This window comes from Clostridium sp. MCC345, from assembly GCF_018785345.1.
GTDB classification, from domain to species: domain Bacteria; phylum Bacillota; class Clostridia; order Lachnospirales; family Anaerotignaceae; genus Anaerotignum_A; species Anaerotignum_A faecicola.
The window spans coordinates 40,865-64,112 of record NZ_WQPP01000044.1; the positions used below are offsets into that span (position 1 = coordinate 40,865).

Annotated in this window: 27 protein-coding genes; 14 read left to right on the plus strand and 13 right to left on the minus strand. The window is 40.2% G+C overall.

Features of this window, described 5'->3' with window-relative positions; genetic code table 11:
• Nucleotides 1-2: 2 nt before the first annotated feature.
• Nucleotides 3-209 carry a transposon-transfer assisting family protein gene (locus GPK49_RS08680; protein ID WP_215677468.1) on the plus strand — a complete coding sequence of 69 codons (207 nt, stop codon included), beginning with the start codon at nucleotides 3-5 and terminating at the stop codon, nucleotides 207-209.
• 156 nt (nucleotides 210-365) lie between these two features.
• On the opposite strand, the gene GPK49_RS08685 is transcribed toward GPK49_RS08680, so the two are convergent.
• The 3 genes from GPK49_RS08685 to GPK49_RS08695 form a co-directional block, all read right to left on the minus strand.
• Nucleotides 366-1,355: an Abi family protein gene (locus GPK49_RS08685; protein WP_117831463.1), complete on the minus strand. Its 990-nt coding sequence runs from the start codon at nucleotides 1,353-1,355 to the stop codon at nucleotides 366-368.
• A 62-nt stretch (nucleotides 1,356-1,417) separates the two neighbouring features.
• Nucleotides 1,418-2,788, minus strand: a complete 1,371-nt coding sequence (locus tag GPK49_RS08690) for a relaxase/mobilization nuclease domain-containing protein (protein ID WP_215677469.1) — start codon at nucleotides 2,786-2,788, stop codon at nucleotides 1,418-1,420.
• A complete protein-coding gene (locus tag GPK49_RS08695; RefSeq protein ID WP_215677470.1) occupies nucleotides 2,737-3,078 on the minus strand; it encodes a plasmid mobilization protein in 342 nt (113 codons plus the stop codon). Before GPK49_RS08695 ends, GPK49_RS08690 begins: the two co-directional genes overlap by 52 nt.
• A gap of 417 nt (nucleotides 3,079-3,495) precedes the next feature.
• On the opposite strand from GPK49_RS08695, the gene GPK49_RS08700 reads away from it, so the two are divergent.
• From GPK49_RS08700 to GPK49_RS08730, 7 genes are all read left to right on the plus strand, one after another.
• The gene (locus GPK49_RS08700; RefSeq protein ID WP_215677471.1) at nucleotides 3,496-4,005 is read left to right on the plus strand and encodes a hypothetical protein; all 510 of its coding nucleotides are present in this window, start codon (nucleotides 3,496-3,498) and stop codon (nucleotides 4,003-4,005) included.
• Between the two features lie 99 nt (nucleotides 4,006-4,104).
• Nucleotides 4,105-6,201: a penicillin-binding transpeptidase domain-containing protein gene (locus GPK49_RS08705; RefSeq protein ID WP_215677473.1), complete on the plus strand. Its 2,097-nt coding sequence runs from the start codon at nucleotides 4,105-4,107 to the stop codon at nucleotides 6,199-6,201.
• Complete coding sequence (locus GPK49_RS08710; RefSeq protein ID WP_148884844.1) at nucleotides 6,149-7,372, plus strand: DUF6070 family protein; 1,224 nt, start codon at nucleotides 6,149-6,151, stop codon at nucleotides 7,370-7,372. Before GPK49_RS08705 ends, GPK49_RS08710 begins: the two co-directional genes overlap by 53 nt.
• Nucleotides 7,372-8,643 (plus strand): DUF6070 family protein, encoded by a 1,272-nt coding sequence (locus tag GPK49_RS08715; protein ID WP_215677475.1) that lies wholly within the window; start codon nucleotides 7,372-7,374, stop codon nucleotides 8,641-8,643. The genes GPK49_RS08710 and GPK49_RS08715 overlap by 1 nt, the downstream gene beginning before the upstream one ends.
• A 99-nt stretch (nucleotides 8,644-8,742) precedes the next feature.
• Nucleotides 8,743-9,918, plus strand: coding sequence for a DUF6070 family protein (locus GPK49_RS08720; RefSeq protein ID WP_444876950.1), 1,176 nt, complete (start codon nucleotides 8,743-8,745; stop codon nucleotides 9,916-9,918).
• A gap of 59 nt (nucleotides 9,919-9,977) precedes the next feature.
• Nucleotides 9,978-10,418 (plus strand): hypothetical protein, encoded by a 441-nt coding sequence (locus GPK49_RS08725; protein ID WP_118770488.1) that lies wholly within the window; start codon nucleotides 9,978-9,980, stop codon nucleotides 10,416-10,418.
• 291 nt (nucleotides 10,419-10,709) lie between these two features.
• Nucleotides 10,710-11,258 (plus strand): hypothetical protein, encoded by a 549-nt coding sequence (locus GPK49_RS08730; protein WP_118770490.1) that lies wholly within the window; start codon nucleotides 10,710-10,712, stop codon nucleotides 11,256-11,258.
• Between the two features lie 89 nt (nucleotides 11,259-11,347).
• Here GPK49_RS08730 and GPK49_RS08735 read toward each other — a convergent pair whose 3' ends face one another.
• On the minus strand, nucleotides 11,348-13,153 hold the full coding sequence (locus GPK49_RS08735; RefSeq protein WP_215677478.1) for a BlaR1 family beta-lactam sensor/signal transducer: 1,806 nt from the start codon (nucleotides 13,151-13,153) through the stop codon (nucleotides 11,348-11,350).
• Between the two features lies 1 nt (nucleotide 13,154).
• Nucleotides 13,155-13,541 carry a BlaI/MecI/CopY family transcriptional regulator gene (locus tag GPK49_RS08740; protein WP_186900558.1) on the minus strand — a complete coding sequence of 129 codons (387 nt, stop codon included), beginning with the start codon at nucleotides 13,539-13,541 and terminating at the stop codon, nucleotides 13,155-13,157.
• Between the two features lie 150 nt (nucleotides 13,542-13,691).
• Here GPK49_RS08740 and GPK49_RS08745 point away from each other — a divergent pair, with 150 nt between their 5' ends.
• Nucleotides 13,692-14,123: a winged helix-turn-helix domain-containing protein gene (locus GPK49_RS08745; protein WP_215677480.1), complete on the plus strand. Its 432-nt coding sequence runs from the start codon at nucleotides 13,692-13,694 to the stop codon at nucleotides 14,121-14,123.
• 20 nt (nucleotides 14,124-14,143) lie between these two features.
• Here GPK49_RS08745 and GPK49_RS08750 read toward each other — a convergent pair whose 3' ends face one another.
• The 7 genes from GPK49_RS08750 to GPK49_RS13020 form a co-directional block, all read right to left on the minus strand.
• On the minus strand, nucleotides 14,144-14,359 hold the full coding sequence (locus tag GPK49_RS08750) for a helix-turn-helix domain-containing protein (protein ID WP_215677542.1): 216 nt from the start codon (nucleotides 14,357-14,359) through the stop codon (nucleotides 14,144-14,146).
• A 91-nt stretch (nucleotides 14,360-14,450) separates the two neighbouring features.
• Nucleotides 14,451-15,962, minus strand: a complete 1,512-nt coding sequence (locus GPK49_RS08755) for a recombinase family protein (protein ID WP_215666382.1) — start codon at nucleotides 15,960-15,962, stop codon at nucleotides 14,451-14,453.
• Between the two features lie 94 nt (nucleotides 15,963-16,056).
• Entirely contained in the window at nucleotides 16,057-16,248 is a 192-nt protein-coding gene (locus tag GPK49_RS08760) for a hypothetical protein (protein WP_430981912.1), read from the minus strand.
• A 4-nt stretch (nucleotides 16,249-16,252) separates the two neighbouring features.
• On the minus strand, nucleotides 16,253-17,194 hold the full coding sequence (mobV, locus tag GPK49_RS08765; RefSeq protein WP_066534335.1) for a MobV family relaxase: 942 nt from the start codon (nucleotides 17,192-17,194) through the stop codon (nucleotides 16,253-16,255).
• A gap of 173 nt (nucleotides 17,195-17,367) precedes the next feature.
• Nucleotides 17,368-17,763: a replication initiator protein A gene (locus tag GPK49_RS08770; protein WP_215666381.1), complete on the minus strand. Its 396-nt coding sequence runs from the start codon at nucleotides 17,761-17,763 to the stop codon at nucleotides 17,368-17,370.
• Between the two features lie 111 nt (nucleotides 17,764-17,874).
• Nucleotides 17,875-18,288: a cysteine-rich VLP domain-containing protein gene (locus GPK49_RS08775; protein ID WP_016304738.1), complete on the minus strand. Its 414-nt coding sequence runs from the start codon at nucleotides 18,286-18,288 to the stop codon at nucleotides 17,875-17,877.
• Nucleotides 18,285-18,413 (minus strand): hypothetical protein, encoded by a 129-nt coding sequence (locus GPK49_RS13020; protein WP_256377095.1) that lies wholly within the window; start codon nucleotides 18,411-18,413, stop codon nucleotides 18,285-18,287. Before GPK49_RS13020 ends, GPK49_RS08775 begins: the two co-directional genes overlap by 4 nt.
• A 245-nt stretch (nucleotides 18,414-18,658) precedes the next feature.
• Here GPK49_RS13020 and GPK49_RS08780 point away from each other — a divergent pair, with 245 nt between their 5' ends.
• The 5 genes from GPK49_RS08780 (at nucleotide 18,659) to GPK49_RS08800 (ending at nucleotide 22,371) form a co-directional block, all read left to right on the plus strand.
• Nucleotides 18,659-19,378 carry an MBL fold metallo-hydrolase gene (locus GPK49_RS08780; protein WP_016304739.1) on the plus strand — a complete coding sequence of 240 codons (720 nt, stop codon included), beginning with the start codon at nucleotides 18,659-18,661 and terminating at the stop codon, nucleotides 19,376-19,378.
• 36 nt (nucleotides 19,379-19,414) lie between these two features.
• Entirely contained in the window at nucleotides 19,415-20,215 is an 801-nt protein-coding gene (locus tag GPK49_RS08785) for a helix-turn-helix domain-containing protein (protein ID WP_215666380.1), read from the plus strand.
• 35 nt (nucleotides 20,216-20,250) lie between these two features.
• On the plus strand, nucleotides 20,251-20,799 hold the full coding sequence (locus tag GPK49_RS08790; protein ID WP_016304741.1) for an SMI1/KNR4 family protein: 549 nt from the start codon (nucleotides 20,251-20,253) through the stop codon (nucleotides 20,797-20,799).
• A gap of 27 nt (nucleotides 20,800-20,826) precedes the next feature.
• Nucleotides 20,827-21,270 carry a hypothetical protein gene (locus GPK49_RS08795; RefSeq protein ID WP_016304742.1) on the plus strand — a complete coding sequence of 148 codons (444 nt, stop codon included), beginning with the start codon at nucleotides 20,827-20,829 and terminating at the stop codon, nucleotides 21,268-21,270.
• A 765-nt stretch (nucleotides 21,271-22,035) separates the two neighbouring features.
• Entirely contained in the window at nucleotides 22,036-22,371 is a 336-nt protein-coding gene (locus tag GPK49_RS08800) for a hypothetical protein (RefSeq protein WP_055061318.1), read from the plus strand.
• A gap of 94 nt (nucleotides 22,372-22,465) precedes the next feature.
• On the opposite strand, the gene GPK49_RS08805 is transcribed toward GPK49_RS08800, so the two are convergent.
• Nucleotides 22,466-22,816 carry a helix-turn-helix domain-containing protein gene (locus tag GPK49_RS08805; protein WP_215677482.1) on the minus strand — a complete coding sequence of 117 codons (351 nt, stop codon included), beginning with the start codon at nucleotides 22,814-22,816 and terminating at the stop codon, nucleotides 22,466-22,468.
• Nucleotides 22,817-23,248 lie beyond the last annotated feature (432 nt).

Genomic DNA, 23,248 nt, shown 5'->3' on the forward strand with positions numbered 1-23,248 from the left:
ATATGAATAATCTATTTACGGTAGAAGAAACGAATTTGATATGTATTTTCCAGAGTGACAGCAGGGCAAAGGTTATAGAGGGCATTCATAAGGCAATGAAACATATCGACGATGATGAACTTTTAGAATTGTCGGTGCGTGTGGCAGGAAAACTGGAAAGCATAGGTGATGAAGAATATGCCAGATTAGTGTTGGAAGCGGCAGAATAAAAATATGGTAGTCATTAGGTGCCCCTTTTGACTACCGTTTTTTTGTTAAAAATTAAAGAGGAGCCGGATCACTCCGACTCCTCCAAGTATGTGTCCGCAAACACATACCCCAATTGCTATCTATAATATACTATAGGCAGGTAAAATATGCAAGCATTATATGGAATTTTTTAAGATGTTTAAGCGAGAGAACAAATCAGGATGAATCGAAATAGCTGAAACATTCGGGTTTACAGAAGATTCGTATTCTCTTGTAATCTTTTCAAATTCACGGATGAATGATTTGATCTCTGTTTTAGAGACTTTCAGTAATTTTAAGTAGTAACAGATAAGGATGATGTAATCGCCGATTGTTTTGAAATTTATGTACGGCATCCCCATTTCTAAAATCAGGCATTGTTTCATTGGTCTTGAAGGGTCCATTTTTTTGAAACGGGTATCATATACCACATCGTTGTGAGCAATGGCATTTCTTAAATCTTTTAAGGCATATACATATTTATAAAGTAATTCCCGGTAAGTATCACTTGATAGATTGATGCCGATTGCACGGGATACTTTTTCACGCATATCAATGGTCAGGCATGAAAGCAAATATCCAAAATCGCCCATAGTGAGAATTTCAAATATTGCCCATAAAGGAACTTCATTGTAATTGACATTATTGTAAAAATGAGTGATTTTCGGATTCTCTTTTCGGTATGCAGCAGCAATGGCATTTTGTATGGAGCCTTGAAGATTTAGTTTGTTGTTCTGGTATTTCTTTTTTATATCTTCACGGGTTCCGGCTGGTGCATTTTTGTAGCTGCTGATTGCTTTATCGTACATATCATAGATACTGCTGGAATCAATTTCTGACATAATGGTGTTCAAAGCAATATTTTTAAGCGCAGTTTCTATAAACATCATTTTTCCATATAAAAGAGATTTTAATTTTGTATCATATTGAATGGTTGCGTTAATCTCATTATATGAAGTGAATGGAAGTCTGTTAGAGGAAGATACAAAAAAACGGTATCCTTTATATCCATGAAAATATCCGGTATTGATGAGCTGTTGTTTTTGTGAACTTCCTGAGATGGAAATTCCATTATCCCTAAGATGCCGCATTAAAGCATCGGGTGATTTATAATCTGTATTTGCCATAGTCTCTCCTAAACATTTGTAATAATAAATTAAGTATAATACATGCGTTAAACATTAACAAGCTACAAGATGGGATTATTCTTTTTCCTGGACTGCTCTGAGGTAAAATCGGGCTGTGTCTGACCGAGGTATTGATTCAGATTTTCCAGTTTTCGGTTTAATGATTGAACCTCTTTTTCACAGTTCTTGTAGGTGGAAGTCAGTTCATTTTTCTGTTTCATTAGTTCCTGATATTCCGCTTTTAGCTTATCAACATTCAATCCTTTTAAGTTTATCCCAGTCTGCTCAAGTACACGTCGTGCACCGCCATATAGAATGAGCTGGCTTTCGTATCGGCGGAAATATGCGTCTGGATTCTTTGACTTTTTGTAGGCGATGTGATAGGAGCGGTTGGTTTTGTACTGCTCGGCATATTTGATGATTTCTGCAAGGTCTTTCATGTGGTGTTCCAGTTTCACAACGCTCTGTTTGGCAGATTTTCCGGCTTCGGTTTTCACAGTAATCTGATGCTTCAGATCGGAGAGAGAACCAACTTCATTATAGCTTTGTGTAGCAATCTTCAAATTCTCGATAGTTGCCCATTGCTGAAGTCCGGGACTGTTTTGAAATTTTTCATCCGAGGTATCAATGAGCCTGCGGGCAGAGTAGTCTTTTTTCGGAATGACAGATTTTCGCTCATGCTTCATTTCGATGCGTTCCCGGATACGCTCCTTTGTGTATTCCTTACCCAAAGACTTCGCACTGCCACGCACAAAACGTTCTTTATCAAGAGGGCGGAATGAGATGTATTTGGCAGCTCCTTCTTCAAAAGTTTCCCCTTTGATTTCATACCCTTTGGCTCTCATCAGAAGCAGAAATTCTTCGTAAGTGGAAGCCGACTTGATGCAGAAATTGATGTCCTTTCTGATCTGCGTTTTCCATGCAGAACCGTTCTGCTCAGACTGCCATTCTTTGTACTTTCTGCCACGCTGCGCACCCGGAATGATGACGGAAAGATTGTGTTCCTTGCACAGCTCATCACTCAGATTCCGGATGTGGTAATAGGACTGTTTGCAGTCGTGATATTTGTTATGCTCGATGTTATCAGCAGCACAAAATATGATGTGATTATGAATATGTCCTTTATCAATGTGTGTGGTGAGAACATACGAATATTTCCCTTCTAAAACCTTGTCAGCAAGTTCTTTTCCAATGCGGTGAGCTTCCTCATAACTGACTTCTCCCGGAGCAAAAGCCTGTATCAGATGATAGGCTTTGTTAGGACTGTTTTCCCTGCAATGGTCAAGGGTGTACTTAAAGTCAATCGCTGCTGTTTCTGGCGCACACGCATAAGATGAAACATAGATTTGCTCATCAGTTTTGTCGGGGTTGCAGATGTAATCTATTGCTTTATCAATGGTTGCTTTGATAGCATGGATTTTTGTGTATGCCATACTTCATTCATCAACTCCTTTACTTCATTCATATCGTCCTGATAGATGTTTCCGGTACTGTTTATCCGCTTTGCAATCTGGTTCAGACTGGAACTGATTCGTCCAAGCTCTGTATTATAATTTCGCAGATAACTGTAATCGACATCATACACATATCCATATAAAACCAGCTTGCGTAAGAAAGCTGACATGCTTTTCATGCCGGATGCTTTGAACTTGGTATTGAGAATGTACTGCTCATCATCACTGAGATAAAATTGCACCGGATTGGTGCGGTTTCTGTTTGCCATTGAGTCACGTCCTTTCTAAATTTGGGTACAAAAAAACTGCTGTAAAATGTTCGATTTTTACAACAGTCTGTTTCATGTTTTATTCAATTTTGGGTGTAATTACCCATAGCAAATTGTAGCAAAGACGGTAGGAAAGGTCAAGGTATTCCACCGGAAAACCGAAGAAAAATCAAGAGAGGGTTAGGGATACTTCCCTATGGAAATTCAACCACACAGACGATAGGAAAGTGTGGGGGATTTCGCCTGTGTCATGACACAGGCAGTGCTTGCTAAGGTTGTTTTTGGCACTCCTGGAGGGTGTGCCGAATGCTTCATTAGTTTAGAAAAAGTAAATAAAGACTTGACGTTTAAATCTTACACGCGTAAGATATAGGGTGATATCAATTTCAAATTTTAAAAAGGAATGGAGGAAGGCACATGAAGATACAGAGAAAAATATGGAACTATATATTGATATTTGTACTTGGTATGATGGGCATGATTACAATTATCTTCTTTTTAGTTGAGAAATTGCTGGGGGACGGGAGATGTTATATACCGCAGAGTGCAATTATGATTGCTTTGATGTTATGCGTGTTTTGGCAGATAGCATTGATAACAGTGGCATGTCTGTTAGGAAGGCGGATTAAAAAGATTTTTCATGGTGTAGTCAAAATGATGATGACGATAGTAACCGTTTCCGGTACTCTTTGTCTTGTTTTGTTTCTCGCATGGAATTGGTTGATATATAGTTTTAAGTTTGATGAAAAAGTAGAGCAATATGATGAACATATCGCTTTATATGTGAATAATACATTTGTAAGAACCAGATTTAGATATCCGCATTATATGTATGAAGAAAACTGGTTAATCATGAGAACGTTAAGTGATGATGAATTGCAGGAGGCAGTTTTGAAATATGGTGATCCAGATGATTATTATAATTAACATAGGAAATTTGATGGAATTTATAGATTCAAATTTTTGAAATACAATGGGAAAATTTTTTAAATTGAAATCTTACAACTGTAAGAAAAAGGAGATGCTATGACGAAAAAAAGGAAAAAGAAAAAAAGTAGGATATACATTATATGGCTCATGAATTTATGTTTGATTACAGCTGTGGTTGCCTTTTTTGTATGGTATGAAAGTGTACCTGATGTATCACCGGAGAAGGTTCTTAAAACATATATGGCTCATATTTCAAATCGAGAATATGAACAAATGTATGAAATGATTGATGCAGGAATATCTGGGAATATCAGTCAGGAAGATTTTGTAAAACGTAATTCTGCTATTTATGAGGGAATTGATGTAGATAATATGAAAGTTCATATCACATCTTATGATAAAGAACAAAAAGAAATCTGTTATGAAACATCTATGGATACTGTTGCAGGAAACGTAACTTTTGAAAATAAGGCATCATTTATACTGGAAAAAGGCAAATATAAGCTGATATGGAATGATTCTTTGATATTTCCAGAGCTGGATTCCACAGATAAGGTAAAAGTGTCTACAACAAGTGCTAAAAGAGGGCAGATTATAGACCGAAATGGTCACATGCTTGCAGGCGAGGGAGTGGCTTCTTCTATAGGCGTAGTTCCCGGAAAATTAGAGAATAAGAATGATGCTATCAGTCAGTTGGCAGAATTATTGGAAATGAAAACAGAAGATATAGAAAAAAAATTAGCAGCAAAATGGGTAAAAGATGATTCATTTGTACCATTAAAAACAGCTCCAAAGGTGAATGAATTAAAACTGATGTCGATTGAGCCAGATCAGGAAACATTGGCAGAGAAAGACAGACAGGAGAAATTATTAGAGATTCCAGGTGTGAAAATTTCAGATATCACTGTAAGGGAATACCCACTGGGGGAGGCTGCTGCACATTTAGTAGGATATGTTCAAAACGTTACAGCAGAAGATCTAGAAGAACATGACGGGGAAGGATATACATCGAACAGTGTTATTGGAAAAAGTGGAATGGAAGGATTATTTGAAAAAGAATTAAAGGGACAGAATGGGTGTTCTATTACTATTGTTGATTCAAATGGCAATAAGAAAAAAATCATAGTAAGCACGATTGTAGAAAATGGAAAAGATATAAAACTAACGATAGATTCGAATTTGCAAAAAGAATTATATGAACAATTTAAAGATGATAAGAGCTGTTCAGTTGCTATGAATCAGTATACGGGAGAAGTATTGGCTTTAGTCAGTACACCTTCATATGATAACAACGATTTTATTAGGGGCATGTCAAGTGAAAAGTGGAATGCGCTGAATGAAGATGAGAACAAACCTATGTATAATCGTTTTCGACAGGTCTGGTGTCCAGGCTCTACGTTTAAGCCAATCATAGCTGCTATTGGATTAACAACGGGGGCGATTGATCCTAACGAGGATTATGGAAATGAAGGTTTGAGCTGGCAGAAAGATTCATCATGGGGGTCTTATCATGTAACGACGCTTCATGCCTATGAGCCAGTTATTTTAAAAAATGCTTTAATTTATTCGGATAATATTTATTTTGCAAAGGCGGCATTAAAAATTGGGGAAAACGATATGGAAAGTTCATTAACAAAACTGGGATTCAATGATGTACTTCCATTTGATATTAAGATGGCAAAATCGCAGTTTTCCAATACAGAAAAAATTGAAAAAGAGGTACAGTTGGCTGATAGTGGCTATGGACAAGGTCAGATTCTTGTGAATCCTTTGCATATGGCTTGTATGTATTCTGCATTTTGCAATGAAGGAAATATGATAAAACCATATCTTACATATAAGGAAGATGCAATGCCTGATGTCTGGATTAAAGAAGCATTTACAAAGGATGTGGCGCAAACTGTTTTGGAGGATACGAAAGAAGTCATAAACAATCCTCATGGAACTGGCTATGCAGCACATAGAACGGATATTATATTAGCCGGAAAAACGGGAACTGCAGAAATCAAAGCATCAAAAGATGATACAACGGGGACTGAATTGGGATGGTTTTCTGTTTTTACAACGGACAAGAATATGGAGCGTCCTATTATGATCGTCAGCATGGTAGAAGACGTAAAAGGAAGAGGTGGAAGCGGTTATGTTGTCAAAAAAGATAGTCAGGTTCTTGAAAAGTGGTTTTCTGGTAATTAGTATAGGTTTTTCGATGGGGATTTCGGGATGTAAAGGGAATACAGAAGAACCAGTATCTTCTGAACCTATTGAAATTGTCAGTGAGAAAGGAATGGATGACAATTTTATAAATATTCCGATAGATATTTATGCGGAAGCCACAACAAAAAATAAGCTGAAGGATATGGAAACAGTACGTAAAGTTGTAGAAAGATTTGGGGAATGTGGATATGCGGCAGTTGATTGTGAAAATCGAGTTGATATGACACAAATACAAAATGTGATAGATTTTTGTGATTCGGTGGAAAAACAAGAAAAAGCAGAAGTGACAATACTCCAAGTGAGCAGTCTGGGAGGATTTTCGGTCTACCATTTACAGACAGAAAAAGGAGTGGTTCATGTGAAAAGATGCTATTACGGATACAAAGATGGGATTATGAAAAGTGAGGATGAAGGTGAATATCAAACCGATTATTGGAGATATACCGATGATGGATATCTGATGTTTTCTGGAACTTATTTTTCAGAAGAATTGTATGTATTAACATTAAGTTCTGCAGAAGAGCATGTAGCATTTCGTATACTGCCATTGGATGCAAAGTGTCGGGAATTAAATGAAAAATATCTTTTGCCAATAGGATATGAGTTAAATAATATGTTTTTAGTGGATTGGAATGAGGATGATTTTGGAGAACTGAATTTCTATGATATGTTTGATTTGTTGTATCCAAAGTTGCATAATGAAAAATTTCCATATGTAGCAGATGATAACTTAGGCATAGGTGCAGTTTATCATATTCCTAAAACAGAGTTTGAAAATGTAATTATGGAATATTTTAATATCGACAGTGATAAATTGCAGAAAAAAACTATTTACGATTATCAAACTCAAACATACGAATATAAACCAAGAGGATTTTATGAGATAGAGTATCCAGAATATCCATATTCCGAGGTGGTTGGGTATACGGAACATTCGGATGGAACGATTACGCTCAATGTTCATGTAGTATATCCGTATGCAGGAGATTCTGATGTATATATGCATGATGTTACGGTCAGACCGTTATCTGATGGTAGAGTACAGTATGTATCAAATTACATTGTTTCAGAGGAAGAAAATAACAACATTACATGGCATACGCCACGCTTAACCGAAGATGAATGGAATGATATATATGGAGGACAGTAATGGAAGATATAAAATGGTTTATAAAAAAGTTTGGAATCATTTTTGTTATCCTCTTGGTGATGATTGTAAGTGTAGGAATCTTTTTTGAGAAGAACGTGAGAAAATCATCAGCAGAGGAAACATGGGAAAAGCCAGTACAGATATCAGATATAGAGTTTTGGCAGGAGGAGTCTGATTACGAGAGGGAAAATGAAGATAATTCGCCGTATTGGATTATTCCTCAGTCAAAAAGTTTACTGTCTGAAGAAGAGAGCAAAAATATCCAAAATGAAGCACTAACTGCGGCAGAACTGGTGAAGGTGGTATATAAGGATATTGTAATTATAGATGATGTACCTGCCTATGCTTCTGGAATTGATGGTTTTACAAATGAACAGGGAGAACAGGTTATAAAAATACTTGGAAAAAGTGGATATGTATGCGTTAAAGAAAATATAGAGATGCAAAATTATGATAAATTGCAAAATTTCTATAAAAGTTATCTTATTGGTCAGGATACATTGATAACAGTATTTGTGGTTCAAGCTGATGGATTGCTTGGCGCACAGACATTTGTCTATCGAAATGAAAAGTTGCAAAGTTACTATGTAGGTATTCGATGGAGAGAGGACGGAGAACCAGAGATACTTGGAACTTCGGTAAGTGATTTGTCAGAAATTAAATTTACTGAAAAAGGATATTTTATTTATACGTTTGAAAATCCAGTTGCGCATGCAGGATTGAGAGAATATTGGAGAGTAAAGTTACTTCCAGAAAAATGCAGAGAACTTACAGAAAAATATATAGCTGGTCTTAGTTATGTAAATTATAATATGCTGGTTGTAAACTGGGATAGCAGCAATGTGGAAGATATATTGATGCCTTGCATGTTTGAGGATATTTATCGAATTTATACAGGGAAAAATTTAAAAACGGACAATGGGGAGATTCCAGCAGAAGAATACGAGAAAATAATGACTACATATTTCCCGGTATCCACGGAACAACTAAGAAAATATTGTAAATATAACGAAAAAAGTAATAGCTATGAATATGACATGATTTCTGCCAGCCCATATCCACCGTTTGGAGAAGTGGTTGATTATACGGAAAACTCTGATGGAACGATTACTCTGATTGTAGATGGAGTATGGGCAGATTATAATTCCGACTGCGCATTTACAAATCGAATTGTGGTTCAGCCATTTGAAGATGGAACTTTTAGATATTTAGCCAATTCTATTGAACAAAGAGAATTGGAATTGCCAGTCATAGCAAGAATGAATCCTTAATGTGGCTGGAAGGAAAGGACGATATTTATGAAAAAGCGTATTTGGTTCATTGTGCTGATCAGTTGTTTATTATGTGGATGTATAAGACGAGGTAGGACATTGGACAGTCAGTTGATGGATAGTAGAGAGGTTGATTTTTCGGAAGAAAATGAGAACAACAAAGAAGATATTACAGAACAGTGGGAAAAAGGTTATGACCTTCCAATAAATGAGACAGAAAGAAAAGAAGCAGAGGATGAGTGTAAAAAGGTTTTAGTGCTTATTTCTGATATTTATATTCTGGCAGATAAAGGGGATGCAGTCAATCCAGTTCTGGATGATAAGACAATCTATAAAATGCAGGATCGCATAAAAGAAAAAGGATATCCGGTTACAACGATGAAAGCATATGCAGCAATGGAAAATTATAAAAGAGTTGAAGCGTTTCTTAAAAACTGTCAGGACGAGAAGGCAGGTTCGGTAGTGCTTTATGAGTTACATTCGGACGGAGGCATTGGCAGAGATAAATTTATTTTTGATGGAAAAGATATGTATTTAATAAGTGCATGTGCTACATGGAACAGCAATGATACCTACGGAATGTCCTATATATCTTATGCAAGGATAAAAGAGTGGAAGTATACAGAGAAAGGATGGTTTGGGTATGAGTTATGTGTTCCAGAACCACCGGAAGTTACCGAGATTGTTGATGGAAGTTGTTTGGTAAGAATAAAACCAATGACTAAGGAACAAAGGGAAATGTCAGAAAAATGTGTACAAGGTCTGGGGTATCAGGGAAATAATCTTTTATGCTCGAATTGGGATGCTGACCATATGGAAAAACTGGATTATAATGGAATGTATGAATATCTGTTTGCCATGAAATATCACAAGGCGTTTGATGCCGAGGATTATCCAAATGGAATACCAAAAGAGGAATTTGAAAATTTAATTATGGAGTATCTTCCGGTGACGGCAGAGCAGATACGGGAATATGCGGTGTTTGATGAGAAAAACCAAACGTATTATTGGGCGCGACTTGGATGCTTTAATTATGCACCGACTTTCTTTGGAACTTCTCTGCCGGAGGTTATCGACATCAAAGAAAATGAGGATGGGACAATCACATTAACAGTTGAGGCGGTTTGCGACATGGTCATTTGTGATGATGCAGTCATAACCCATGAACTTACGGTAAGGTTTGCAGAGGATGGCAGTTTTCAGTATTTGGGGAATGAAATCCTAAATGACGGAATTATGCACATACCAGACTACCAATATCGAATTAAAGAATGATTTGATAATAGTTGTGTTTTGTGGTAATCTTACAGGCGTAAGAAAAGGAAGGAGGACACATGAAAAAATTAAAAGTAGTTGGAATATTGGCAGCAGTTGTATTAATAGGAGGAGTTGTTTCAATTCCGCTTATAAATAACCATACAGCCTATAAGGTGGAAAAGACATTATGTGAAATTCCGCTGCCAGAGGAAACGGAATTGATAGAGTCACTGTCACAAGCAGGGAAGCTGACAGGAAACGGAAATGGAATGCAGTATTTCGGAGCAATTCTAATTCGAAGTGACTTGTCTTTGGAAGAATTGGATGCTTACTATTCAAGGTACAGAAGTAATGAGTGGGAATGTTTGGTGAAAATTCAGGAAGGGCAGTCCATTGAGGGGATTGATCACGGGACACTACAATTTGCGGAAGAAATAAAGGACAGGGGTTATTACATTGTATATTCTTGGGGAAGTGGAAATTCTCTATTGGATGAATTGGATATACGTGGACACTAAAAAGGAGCAAGATGAATTATGAAATATATTTCCAAAATCAGTAAAATCAGTAGCTTCATATTTTACATATTTCTATTGTGCCAATTATGGCATTTATGCCAATATGGAAGCATTAGAAGTCATTTTTTCGGAGTAGTTATTTGTACAGTAGGTTTTACAGCGGCAGTTATTGTTTGGTTGGTTTCAAGAAGGAAGAAGTTAGAAGAGGATACGGAGAGGATAATTAACGATTGGGGGATTCCTTTTTGAATAGGAATCTCTTAACGTATTTAAGGGAAGGATGGAGTAAAAATGATTATAAAGTCTATTATGACCGATGAAGATAGAAAAGCATTAGAGTATATGCTTTCGTTAGAATATGCTATGCCATATCAATTACTTAAGACAAAAAATAATAGAAGGAAAATTATTTATATAATGACACCAGTATTATTTTTGTTATCAATCGGCTGCTATTTTGTAAAGAGTTATCCGATGTTTTATGTGGGAATGGGGATTTCTATTATTGCATTGATTTGGATTATTTGGTTTCAATCTAAGGGAAAAAAATTTGAAAATAATGTCCATGAATTTGTATGGAATAAATCAAGATATAACAAAGTGGAAATTGATGTTCAGGGAATAAAATTAGAAGATAAAAAGATCTGTGAACTTAAAGAAATAGATAGAGTCTTTTTGTACAAAGGTTTTTTCTTTCTCATAACGAATGAAAAGAAGTTACTTGTACTAAAAACAGTAGGTGTAGAGACAGAAGAACTTATTAAGATTATTAAAGAAGCTGATATCTTATTTGAAAAAAGAGAAGAACCATTTAATATTTATGAATATTGCAAAAAGTAGTAATTAAAAAAAGAAAAAACATTTAATATTTATAAGCCTCGAAAAAACGAGTAAAAGTTAATTCTACAGTTAACCTTTACTCGTTTTTGTTATTTCTGTGATACCCAGATATTCATGTCTGATAAGATAGACATGGTTATTTCAGTTGCGTTGCCGCCAGTAGCATCGCTGTCTGCACTAATGTTGGTGGCAAAAAAGTATGTATTATCTGCAGTTTCGATATAACCGATGAACCATCCGTTTACATCCTGTCCATTCACACGGCCAGTTCCGGTCTTTCCGTAGAATGTTCCGGCATCGGAAGCTGAAAGGCAGATGGCATCTTTTACTGCATTGATATTTTCAGGGGCGAAGCCGAAACTGTTATTCTGCAGCTTGGTTAAAAGTTCGACCTGTTCTATTGGAGAGATTTCCAAGGAGGATTCCATCCAATAAGAGGAGAAATCGCCACTCATGTTTTCGTTACCATATCCGATTTCTTGAACATAGCTGTAAACGTCAGAGGCTCCAAGCTGTTCATCTACTGCTTGAAAATACCAATTCACAGAGGAGTTCATTGCAGACTGTAAGGTCTGATCTGCGTTCCATGCTTCAAATGGATAGGTTTCTCCATTCCATGCAATGAACGAATTTTCCGGTGTAATGACGCCTTCTTCCAATCCGAACAAAGCATCGTATATCTTGTAGGTGGAGTTTGGAGCAACCCGTAAGGTGGCATGCTCCATGTCATGTATACTCCATGCATCGTTTTCCAAATCGTATAAAACAAAGCTGCCTTTGTATTCTCCGAAGTATGTGGAGAGGTCTACATAGGAAATATTCTCAGAAGAGGAATCCCATTGGTAGTGGCTTCCATCTGCTGCGTATGTAGAAATAAAAGGTGTAAGTCCCATTATTAGAACTGTGGTCAGTATAAAAGCAGTCATGCCTTTTAACTTCTTGTAAAACGTTGGTTTCTCATAAGAAGCGATGTTGATAATGCGACGCTTTATTTGTTTCATGTTTCCGCTAAGGCTGGCAGCAAACGGAAAAGGAGAAATGGAGACCTTTTCTATAAAGTTAATCAGCGTATTTCCATAATTCTCATAATCGTCTTCTTCCAGCATTTTCAGAACAGAAGTGTCACAGGCAACTTCTCTGTCATTACGCATTTCTCTTAGTGCAAACCAGACAAAGGGGTTAAACCAATAAAGCACTCCGGCAAAGTTCATAAGATAATTGGCAATGGCATCCTTATGTCTGTAGTGTTGCAGTTCATGCAATAGCATATATCTCATATCAGATTCATGATAATCTGAGATTAAATGAATTGGCAGATAAATACATGGTTTCAAAAATCCTACGATAATAGGTGATTTCAAAAAAGCGGTACTGTACACAGGAATATTCCTTGTTATTTTCATCTCATTCAAGCATTTGTTATACAGTCTGCGAACCTCTGGGTTCTGAAGGGGGAGCGCAGATCTCTTTATTATGCGTAAACGAAGAGAAGATTTGATTACCAATATCATCATCGCAAGCATTCCCACAATCCATATACCTAATAAAATATATCCGGTAACGGATGGCGTGTCTTTATTTACAGAAAGGGCAAAGTCATTCATCCAATTTGTAGTACCAGATAAACCGGTATCCATAACATTATTTGCACCAACATCGGCATGAGAAGCGGAAGAGTTTCTTACGCTACTGAGCCATGAGAAAATTTGCGGAAAACTAATTAGACGGAAGGGGATAAAAGGCACTGCTAAAAGTCCGAGTAACAGCAACCATAGATTATACTGCATCCGGCTGGACAAGTTGTTTCTGAATACCCATTTGGCTATCAAAAGAATTCCAACGATACCGCTGATAAATACATTGCATAATAAAAAGCGTATCATGAAATTAGCCATGTTAATCGCCTCCTTTTTTGGAACTCTTGGAAAGAAGGGAGCGAAGTGTTTCAATTTCTGTTTCAGACAGTTTATCGTTTTCTATGTATGCAGATAGCATAGAGGTAATGTCACCATTATAGTAGCGATTCAAGAAAGAATTACTTTCTTGACTAATATATTCACACTCTTTTACTAACGGTGTGTAAACAAAAACACGACTTTGTTTTTCATAAGTGAGAACACCCTTGGTCACAAGACGCTTAATGAGCGTTTGGATAGTTTTGGGACTCCAGCTTGTTGTTTGTAGTAATTTTTCTGTTATTTCATTGGTGTTAATGGGGGCATATTTCCATACAATTTTCATAACTTCAAATTCTGCTTCCGAAATTTGTGGTAAATTCTTCATGTAAATCACTCCTTAAATCTTACGCCTGTAATAAAAATAGTATATTCTGTATTTGTTGAAATGTCAATTTTGGAAAAATAGTTGACTGTAAATCTTACTTATGTAATAATTGAATTATTACATAAGTAAGATTTGAGGAGGTGGAAAGTTATGGGGAAAATGTTGCTGTTGTCATTTGAAAATAGTGAAGATGATGTTATTAGCGAGATATTAAGCATATTAGAAAATAAGCAAATGAAAATATGTGAAAATAGGAACATAAAAAAATGCTTAGAATTTCAGGGATTAACAATAAATGCTGAAAAACGGTTGGCGGTAAAAGGAAACAAAGAAATAGAATTTACTTTTACAGAATTTGAGATTCTTTTACTGTTAGCGCAAAATGCTGGAATGGTATTTAGCAAGGAGAAAATATATAATCTTGTTTGGAAAGAGCCATATTTTGGCGATTATAATATTGTCATGAGCCATATCCGCAACCTGCGTGGAAAAATAGAAGATAATCCAAGTAAACCAATTTACATACAGACTGTATGGGGAGTAGGGTATCGCTTTAATAAAAATTTAAGCAGTGGTCTGTGAGTTATAATTCAGATCACTGCTTATTTTTCTTTTTTAACACCCAAGAGATATTCACAAGATACATGAAAAAATTCAGCAAGGGCAACCACTTCATAATCCGGTACAAAGCGTGTTCCTTGTTCAATGCGTAATACAGTCAAATCACTAAATTCATATCCGGCAAGTTGGAGTTGTTCAGCTAATGCTTTTTGTGATATATGCTTTTCGGCTCGTAATTCTTTTACACGTTGTCCAATAAGGTTTTTGGAATTGTTTTCTTTATTCCAGTAAAGTACAGTTTACAAGGGACTACACAGGGTAACGGTCTGACGGGCGCTGATATGCCCGTCAGATTTTCCATGTGATGTTTAAGCTGTCGCTTGTGGCGGCAATGGTGGTAATCATCAAATCCACCACCCGCCGCTTGTCGTCAAAGGATACGTTCTTCCAAGTGTCGAGGTAGCCGGAAATCTGGCTGACCTGTTCCGGGCTGATGGCTTCCACGGTCAACTCCGCCATCTTCGCCAGAAGTTCCTGCTTGCGTCCGTCCAGTTCGGCTATCTTCACATTCACATAGGAGAGCAGCACATTATTTGCGCCTGTCAGCCTGTCCAGCAACTTTTCAATCTCGCTATCCACATGGGCAAGTTCCACTTGCAGGGCGGTGATTTTGGGATTGGCCTTTGCCGCTTTCTTCCTGCCCGTCAGTGTCTTGTAGCTGTCCAGCTTTTTCACCATCTGCCGATACACCACCGCTTCCAGTTCCGCCGTGATGATTTTCCCACAGCCGGGACAGCTTTTGTTGTCCAGCCGTTTCGTACAGCGGAGGTACTGTCTGCCGGAGGGATTGAAGATACTCATAAGGGCGTACCCGCAGTTCCCGCACTTGATTTTCCCCGCCAGCCATGTATGGGTGGCTTTCCGGGCGGACTGGATTTTCATGTTGTTCATCAGCTTCTTGCGGCAGGTCAGCCATATATCCGAGGGGACAATCCCCTCATGGGGCGCAAGCACCAGCATTTGGTCTTTCAGGCTCTGGGCCTTGCCCGGCTTCACATCCCGGCCTTGATAGAGATAACACCCGTTTATGCCCGTGAAGTCGGCGGCGTCATTGACAAGCACCGTCCCCTGGCTCTTGAAAAACTCGTACACATCCAAGTCCGCCTGCACATAGACGGGGTTGCGTAACATCTGCGCCAGCGTGGGGCGCATCAGTTCCTGGCCATTAAATAAAATGCCCTGTTCCGCAAAGTGCCGGGTAATGTCCCCATAGGAAGTTGTCGGCTCGGCGTACATTTCAAACATCAGCCGGATATTTGCCGCTTCCTCCGGCTTCACTACCAGCCGCTTTGTATTGATACCGTCCATCTTGATAGGCTCCGTATGGAAGCCATAGGGGGCTTTCCCGCCCATCTTGAAGCCCCGCTGACTGCGGGAATAGTAAGCGTCCGTCACCCGCTTCTGTATCGTTTCCCGTTCCAACTGTGCGAACACGATACAAATATTCAGCATGGCCCGGCCCATCGGGGTTGAAGTATCAAACTTTTCCGTGGAAGAAACAAACTCCACATTGTACTGCTGGAACAGCTCCATCATGGTTGCGAAATCCAGAATGGAACGGCTGATACGGTCAAGTTTGTAGACAATGACTTTTGCTATCAGGCCCTTTTTAATATCCCGCACCAACTCTTGAAATTTCGGGCGGTCTGTGTTTTTGCCGCTGTATCCTTTATCTGTGTATTCCCTGCAACTACCGCCTTTCAATTCGTATTTGCAAAACTCAATCTGGCTTTCAATGGAAATGCTGTCCTTTTTGTCTACCGATTGTCTTGCATAGATTGCGTCTATCCGATTATTCATATTGTCGCTCCTTTTCTTAAAAAAGAAACGGAGCTGCTGACAGTCTTATTATACCGCCAACAGCCCCGTAAATCAATGATGTGGCTGGAAAAACTTACGCCCCGGCTTCCTCTTTCTGCCGCTTGTCGGCGTACTTGCGGAACACCTCATAAAGCTGCTGTTCCAGTTCCCGGCGTTTGGCCGCTTCCTGCTCCGGTGTAAATACCGGGGAGAGATTTTCCAGCGTGATTTCCTTTCCTTGAAAAGTCACGATTTCTGTTTCCTTTTTGTATCTGATATTCGTTATAAAATCACCTTTCCTTTCCATAGTTCGGTTGCCGCTTCAACTCTGCCAGCACTTCCGGCGGGATACGGTCAACCAGCCGTTGAATGTTGTGTAACTCGCTTTCCAGCTTTGCCCGTTCCATAACGCCTTTCATCTTGTCCTTTTCGCTGGCCTTTGCCCTTGCCTCCAGTTTTTCATTTTCTGCCAAGAGGTCATTTATCGTGACCTTGTATTTCTTCAACTGCCCGGAGAAGTTCTCCATCTGCGGAAACCACTTTTTGAGCATAGAGAGGGCTTCCTCTTTCTTCTTTCCGGCGTTAATTGGATTGATACCGTCCAGCGTGGCTTCAATCGCCCTCGCCTGTTTGGAGAGGGAAACCGCCTGTTTGAAAAGCCGGGTGGGGATATGCTTTCTTCCCGTTTTGCTTGCGCTCTCCCCACGCTCCAAGCTGGGGTACTTCTCCAACATATAGGCGTGAAAATCGTCCTGCCACTTTGTCAGATTGGCCCGGTTGCCTATGATTTCTTTGGCGCACAGGCGGTTGTCTTTCGTCAGCGGAACAAAGGTCAAATGCAGGTGGGGCGTTTTCTCGTCCATGTGTACTATCGCCGACACGATATTTTCCCGGCCTACCCGGTCAATGAGGAAGTCCGCCGCTCTTTTGAAAAACGCCTGTATTTCCTCCGGGGATTTCTTCTTGAAAAACTCCGGGCTGGCGGTTATCAGCGTATCGACAAAGCGTGTACTGTCTTTCCTCGTTCTGCACCCAGACTGTTCAATGCGGCTCTGAATGAAATGGTAGTAGCGCCCCTCCGGCTTGACGATATGGAAATTGTACTTGCTCCGGCTGGTGTCAATGTCCGGGTTGCTGGCGTACTGCTCCTTTTTCCGTTCGTGGTGGGCTTCCAGCGGTCTTGCCGGGTTGCCCTTGTGTTTCTCAAATCGCAAAATTGCGTGTTGCGCCATTGAACTCCTTTCCCCATTCCATTCCTTTCCGGCGGGTTTTCCCGCCGAAAATATCTCTGATAGGATTGGAATGGAATCGATATAAATAGATGGTTTTAATCTCTGTATTTCTATATATCGTCCGGTTTCCGTACTCCAAGAGGATTGATTTTCGTACTTGTAGGGTACGGTTTTCATCCCTCCGGCGTACCGCAGCCGGACTTCTTGAAGTCGGTGTTTGGAACCGCTTCATAGGATTTTGGGTAAATGCGGTTGGGTTTTCCACAGCCCTGTTTCTGTATTTCCACCAGCCCCGCATACTGCAACTCCCGCAGGGTATTCACCGCCTTCTGCCGCCCACAGTGGAGCATGGCGACCACCTCGCAGATGGGGTAATACAGGTAAATCCGCCCATATTCGTCCGCCCACCCGTTTTTCCGGGATAACTCCGCCCGCCGCAGGATAAAGGCGTACAGCACCTTCGCTTCGTTGGACAGGGGCTTGAATGATGGGGCTTCAAAAAGGAAATTGGGGAGCCGGGTGAAGCTGATGGCTTTCTCCGGCTGGTGAATGTAAATCGTGTTTGTCATAGCGTGTTTTGTGGACGGTTAGAAGCCCGTTTTCCGGGGTGGGCGATAAAACATACCGCCCGCCCCGGTTTTGGGCTTGCGGAGCCTTGCAAATCAAGGCTTTTCCCCGCCTTAACTGTCCACAGCAGACCTCCTTTTCCGTTCACTTTCTGTTTTCTGCCGCCTGTGTACTCTGGCGGCGCAGTTCGGGCAGTATTTGCCCCGGTTGGATTTTGGCACATAGGGCTTTCCGCAGACCGAGCAGCGTTTCAAAGCACAGTCACGGTAAATCTCCGCTTCCAGCGTCCTATCCAGCGGCAAGACCGCCCAGCGGAACCACTTGCAGCAGACGGAGAATGTAATCATCTGCGGACAGGTGCAGGTGTCGCCATCGTCCAGCGCAAAGCAGTTTCCACCGCCACAGTTGCAGCACTCCCGGCGGATCAGGCTGCTGGCCCGCTTCCTCTGCGCCGGGGTCATGCGGTAGGGGAAGCTGTCCGGCCTGTGTTCCAGCGGTGGCAAATGTTGATAGGGTCTTTCTTTCATGCACTCCCTCCGTTGTTCTTCTTGCTGCCGTTTTCCCCGAAAAGGCTTCCTGCCCCATTCCTGCGGCGTGTTCCGGCGTTGGTACGCTCACCCTCTCTGGTCACGGTGTCCAGAAGCGGGGTCACAGCACACTTCCCCAGCCGGGGTATTCCTTTTCAGACGGTCATTTAGTTTTCAAGAGGCTTGTCCATCGATGAACTATCTCAAGTGTATACTTTTTTGATTGCCTGTGCCGTATATCCAAGAGGTAGGAAATCAGCCCGGAAAACTCGCTATTTCCACGCTCTCGGAATTGTGGTATAATGGGAAAATACAGAACAGTAAATTGAAAGTTGACGCCGATGAAAATAAATGAAAAGAGAGAACATCTATGCTCAATGCAGGAAGCAGGATAGTAAATAATTGGATATATCCTATTGACAACGGCTATGTACTGATTGATACAGGGTATGAAAGAGGATTTGCACATTTCAAAAAGCAACTGGCAAAGATGCAAATAGCCCCTCAACAGATACGATATATTTTTCTGACACACGCTCACGATGACCATGCAGGCTATTTGAATGAAATACTCTCGGAATGCTCTGACATTCAAATCGTTATGAGTGACAAGGCGTTAGAAAGATTATATAAAGGGCAAAACTCTTTTCATGGCGGTTGCACAACCAAGATTGCCTTGCTCTTTTGTTTCTTAATGAAATTTGTTGGCAAGGGCAAGCATTTGTTTCCTCCAATAACGCAAGAATATTCATGTAGATGTATTCAAGTGACCGAACAAAACCGTAAGCAAGTGGAACTTTTATTGCAAGGAAAAATCATTGATACTCCCGGTCACACCGCCGATTCCATATCTCTTTTAACTAATGACGGTTCTCTATTCTGCGGCGACGCTGCTATGAACGGATTGCCAAGTTTACACAGAATAACTATTTGGGCGGAGGATAAAACGGATTTCCTAAAATCTTGGGAAACAATCATCGCACTTAGACCAAATCTAATATATCCGGGACATGGCAAGCCGTTTGGATATGACGACCTTAAAATAAATCTAAAGCGGGCAAAAAATATGGAATTATTACCGATTCACTAACTTCCGATTTATCGAACAGACAAGGAGGGCGAGAAAATGTCTTTATCCATTCAAGAACGCTTGAAAGACCTGCGTGTGCAGCGTGGCTTGACGCTGGAACAGCTTGCAGAGCAGACGAACCTCTCCAAGTCTGCGTTGGGCAGTTATGAAGCGGACGATTTTAAGGACATCAGCCACTATGCTCTTATCAAGCTGGCGAAGTTTTACGGCGTGACCACCGACTATCTGCTGGGGCTGTCTGAAATGAAGCGTCACCCAAACGCTGATCTTGCAGACCTGCGTTTGAGTGACGGAATGATTGACCTGCTGAAAAGCGGGCAGGTGGACAATGCTCTGCTGTGCGAATTGGCGGCGCACCCGGATTTTATCAAGCTGATGGCCGACCTTGAAATCTATGTGAACGGAACGGCGGTGAAGCAGGTACAGAGCGCAAACGCCATTGTGGACGCTATGAGCGCAATGATTATGAAACAGCACAATCCCGGATTGACCGACCCGCAGTTAAGACAGCTTATCGCTGCCCATATTGATGATGACAGCTTTTGCCGTTACATAATCCAGCAGGACATAGACGAGATAGCCGCCGGCCTGCGGGAAGCCCACAGGGAGGATTTTTTCAGCGTCCCGGAGGATAACCCACTGAAAGGATTATTGGAAGCCGCTACCGAAATTACCAACCCAGACAGTGACCCGGAGCAAGCGTTTTTGGCGTTTATCTGCAAACGGCTGCGGCTGAACTTTAAGAAGCTGTCCGGGGAAGAAAAGAAGTGGCTGAAAAAGATTGCACAGAAGTCGGACTTGCTGAAAAAACCAACCCCACAACGGGGACGGAAGTAAGAAAATAAAAAATCGCATTTTGTAGGAGGTATATTATGTCATTGGAAAAAGTTTATGATTATTTCCATAATTATGATAAGCAGACTTATCAGGTTGTAGCTTGTATGGGAAATGAGCCATCGGAGCAGGATATAAAGGATTTTGAAAATCAGTATGGGATAAATCTTCCTGCTGATTTTAGAGAGTTCACTATGTCCCCATTAGGTGGGCTTTATATGGAGGTTCGAGAAGAAATATGGCCACAAGCGAAACAATATGACATAGGTCCATTTTGGTCGTTCTGTCGAGGAATTATAGTCTATGGAATTGCCAATGGAATACCCGATTTTTTGGATATTCGTGAAAAAACGAAAGAACTACACGATGAAGGTTTTACTGATTTTATCCCATTCTTGTCCATTATAGGGAATGGTGATGAAATATTTTGTTTTGACAAGAATAATAACATAGTCCTTCTTGACTACTACACAACAGGAGAAGCTACACCGATTGAGGGGACTTTTTCAGATTGCTTGATGAACCAAATTGCGGAGTTAGAAGAACGGAAAAACAAGAAAATCCGGGGAGAGGATAAAATCAACTAATTCTGATTTGCGAGGAGAATTGTGACTATGATAGAGTTGAATACATTCAAAAAAATATTGGAAGAAAATGAAGAACGCTTGCCATTACTAACGCTTGATGAATTTTTCGATGGAAACACAGAGGAGGATTCCATTGCTCCGAACCAATGGGAATTTGGCCGTCCAACGCTTTCTGAAATACGAAATATGCTACAAAAGATTGAGTTAATGCCTGACATAGCATGGGTGCGTGTTGCTCTCCACGATGATACAGAAATCGTAGAAAACAATGGGAAAGAAGAATTAGTTCTTGCAGGAGATACAATCGTGATTTGCACAACCATTTTGCCTGCGGAATTAGAAAAATTAGTAAATTGCGAATGGCTATGCTCTGATGGAGTAATTACAATAGAGGCATTTGAATTAAATACTTATTCGTGCGTACCACCAATTCCAGATAACTTCGATTGTTTGGAAATCGTGTGGGACTAATCTAAAACTTTCAGTTTATCGGGGGAGATAGCAAAGGCAGCCGAGCCAGTCAACGGTCAAGATGAACGGCGCACAAATGCGCCGCCGTTGACAGCCCCGCCTGCCTTTGCTGATGGGCAATCAAGGCGGGAAAGCCCTAAAATGGCTTCCCGCCCATTTCAATTTTGAGAAAAGAACGACCACTAAAATAAATGAGTGTGGCCACACATATAGTCACGGTGTCTAAAGGTTTGGGACATTTTGTCCCATAGGCTGAGGACGGTGGACGAGGGCTTTCATATACGCCCTGTCTGCTGCTGAAACCAGCCCTTTGTTTCCGGCTTCCCAGCCCCAAACAAAGCCCTGTTTTCCTGCCGCTTCAAATGCCCTTGCCCTCCCCGGCGGCAACGGCATTTTCACGGCAACGCCGACAGAGCGTATAACACACTACACTTTGCTTCGCAAAGTCGTGTGCCAAATGGGGCGTTGCCCCCTTTGGATACCCCCACAACAAACAGGCGCTATGCCCCTTGCCGGGAGCATAGCGCCTGTTTGTTGTCAGCAGCCCGTTTCACGGTCTGCGTGTAGTTCCTTGTAAAATGACCTAAATCTTCATTCAAATACCAACTTTCTAAAGATGAAGTGCTACATGATTGATTTTACGGAATAATGTTGATAATATACTTCTAAAGATGAAGTATAAGAAAATAAATTTATTTGATGTAATATTGGGATTGATAATACTGACTGCAAAATGCAATACTTATATGGAAAGGTGGATACAAAATGAACGAAGTATTTGAAACAGTAGCAGAGGTATTGGAGGAGCTTAGAAGCGAAGCAGAAGAACGAGAGTATTCTGTTCATACAAACGAATCGGAAAATGCAGATAAAGCATTGAAAAAGGCGAATCGGGAATATGAAACGGTGTTGGCTGAGCTTTCAGCAGAGCACAGAGAATTTTTTGAAAATTATATGGATATAGTGGATCACGCTCATTTTCAAGAAGAACAAAGAGCCTACTATCAGGGGATGGTAGATGTAATGCAGATATTTGACGGATTGGGGATTTTAAAGGAAAGAAATAAAGTGAAAGAAGTGCTTATGCATATCAAAAAATAGTTCAAACAGGGTGGATGGCTTACCGGGAAGCTGACCACCCTGTTTTTCTTCAGAATAATTCAGAAATAATCCAGAAAAAATCGAAATCTTTCTGCTATTCTGTCTCATGGGTTTTATATGTACGAAGATAGGCTTCCACAAGTGCAAGAATAGTGGTGATCTGATCGTCCGTACATTCTGAAAGATAAATCAGTAGCCTTTGGTAATCCAGATTATCGGTTGGAGCTGCCGGATAAAAAAACGGATCGGCAGAGATATGTAAAGCACGAATGAGTTGTCCGAGTTTTTCAAGACTTGGAACATTGCCATGATTTTCAATCTCTTTGATATATCTTGATGAGACACCGGATTTTTCGGATAACTCATCATAAGTCAGCTTTTGGTCTAATCTGGCTTTCTTCAGGCGAAAACCCATGTCTTTATCAATTTTCTTAGATTTAGCCATATCATGCACCTCCGTATATAGTGTATAGTTCACGATTTGAAAAAGAAATGAACTAATAACGCACTAAAACAGAGGGATATAGTACACTTTAATGAAATAAGAAACTTTGGATATTGCATATAAAAAAACGCAATGTTCAAAGGTTTTTTCACATGCTTTTTTATCCTTTGAATGTGTTTGGGAGAGTTATGTATTCTGAACCGTTGAAAGGATATTTTTGTATTTGGAAAATACTGTACCGTTTCGTGCGTGAAAGGGCAGGTAAATAGGTCGCATTTTAAGTAATGCGGCAGATGCTACAGTTGAAAGTGCATTATACGCACTCGTAGAGTGTGGAGAAAATTTAATATCAGATATGAACAGCGTCCTGTGGGTGTGTGCCTGCGAGGACGTTTTTTGTATACAGAAAAATTTCTATAAAAATTTTTCAAT

What these genes read in the sequence shown, in the direction of transcription:
- GPK49_RS08680 (WP_215677468.1), top strand. Translation starts at nt 3, where the DNA reads ATGAATAATCTATTTACGGTAGAAGAAACGAATTTGATATGTATTTTC.
- GPK49_RS08685 (WP_117831463.1), bottom strand. Translation starts at nt 1,355, where the DNA reads ATGGCAAATACAGATTATAAATCACCCGATGCTTTAATGCGGCATCTT.
- GPK49_RS08690 (WP_215677469.1), bottom strand. Translation starts at nt 2,788, where the DNA reads ATGGCATACACAAAAATCCATGCTATCAAAGCAACCATTGATAAAGCA.
- GPK49_RS08695 (WP_215677470.1), bottom strand. Translation starts at nt 3,078, where the DNA reads ATGGCAAACAGAAACCGCACCAATCCGGTGCAATTTTATCTCAGTGAT.
- GPK49_RS08700 (WP_215677471.1), top strand. Translation starts at nt 3,496, where the DNA reads ATGAAGATACAGAGAAAAATATGGAACTATATATTGATATTTGTACTT.
- GPK49_RS08705 (WP_215677473.1), top strand. Translation starts at nt 4,105, where the DNA reads ATGACGAAAAAAAGGAAAAAGAAAAAAAGTAGGATATACATTATATGG.
- GPK49_RS08710 (WP_148884844.1), top strand. Translation starts at nt 6,149, where the DNA reads ATGTTGTCAAAAAAGATAGTCAGGTTCTTGAAAAGTGGTTTTCTGGTA.
- GPK49_RS08715 (WP_215677475.1), top strand. Translation starts at nt 7,372, where the DNA reads ATGGAAGATATAAAATGGTTTATAAAAAAGTTTGGAATCATTTTTGTT.
- GPK49_RS08725 (WP_118770488.1), top strand. Translation starts at nt 9,978, where the DNA reads ATGAAAAAATTAAAAGTAGTTGGAATATTGGCAGCAGTTGTATTAATA.
- GPK49_RS08730 (WP_118770490.1), top strand. Translation starts at nt 10,710, where the DNA reads ATGATTATAAAGTCTATTATGACCGATGAAGATAGAAAAGCATTAGAG.
- GPK49_RS08735 (WP_215677478.1), bottom strand. Translation starts at nt 13,153, where the DNA reads ATGGCTAATTTCATGATACGCTTTTTATTATGCAATGTATTTATCAGC.
- GPK49_RS08740 (WP_186900558.1), bottom strand. Translation starts at nt 13,541, where the DNA reads ATGAAGAATTTACCACAAATTTCGGAAGCAGAATTTGAAGTTATGAAA.
- GPK49_RS08745 (WP_215677480.1), top strand. Translation starts at nt 13,692, where the DNA reads ATGGGGAAAATGTTGCTGTTGTCATTTGAAAATAGTGAAGATGATGTT.
- GPK49_RS08755 (WP_215666382.1), bottom strand. Translation starts at nt 15,962, where the DNA reads ATGAATAATCGGATAGACGCAATCTATGCAAGACAATCGGTAGACAAA.
- mobV (WP_066534335.1), bottom strand. Translation starts at nt 17,194, where the DNA reads ATGGCGCAACACGCAATTTTGCGATTTGAGAAACACAAGGGCAACCCG.
- GPK49_RS08770 (WP_215666381.1), bottom strand. Translation starts at nt 17,763, where the DNA reads ATGACAAACACGATTTACATTCACCAGCCGGAGAAAGCCATCAGCTTC.
- GPK49_RS08775 (WP_016304738.1), bottom strand. Translation starts at nt 18,288, where the DNA reads ATGAAAGAAAGACCCTATCAACATTTGCCACCGCTGGAACACAGGCCG.
- GPK49_RS08780 (WP_016304739.1), top strand. Translation starts at nt 18,659, where the DNA reads ATGCTCAATGCAGGAAGCAGGATAGTAAATAATTGGATATATCCTATT.
- GPK49_RS08785 (WP_215666380.1), top strand. Translation starts at nt 19,415, where the DNA reads ATGTCTTTATCCATTCAAGAACGCTTGAAAGACCTGCGTGTGCAGCGT.
- GPK49_RS08790 (WP_016304741.1), top strand. Translation starts at nt 20,251, where the DNA reads ATGTCATTGGAAAAAGTTTATGATTATTTCCATAATTATGATAAGCAG.
- GPK49_RS08795 (WP_016304742.1), top strand. Translation starts at nt 20,827, where the DNA reads ATGATAGAGTTGAATACATTCAAAAAAATATTGGAAGAAAATGAAGAA.
- GPK49_RS08800 (WP_055061318.1), top strand. Translation starts at nt 22,036, where the DNA reads ATGAACGAAGTATTTGAAACAGTAGCAGAGGTATTGGAGGAGCTTAGA.
- GPK49_RS08805 (WP_215677482.1), bottom strand. Translation starts at nt 22,816, where the DNA reads ATGGCTAAATCTAAGAAAATTGATAAAGACATGGGTTTTCGCCTGAAG.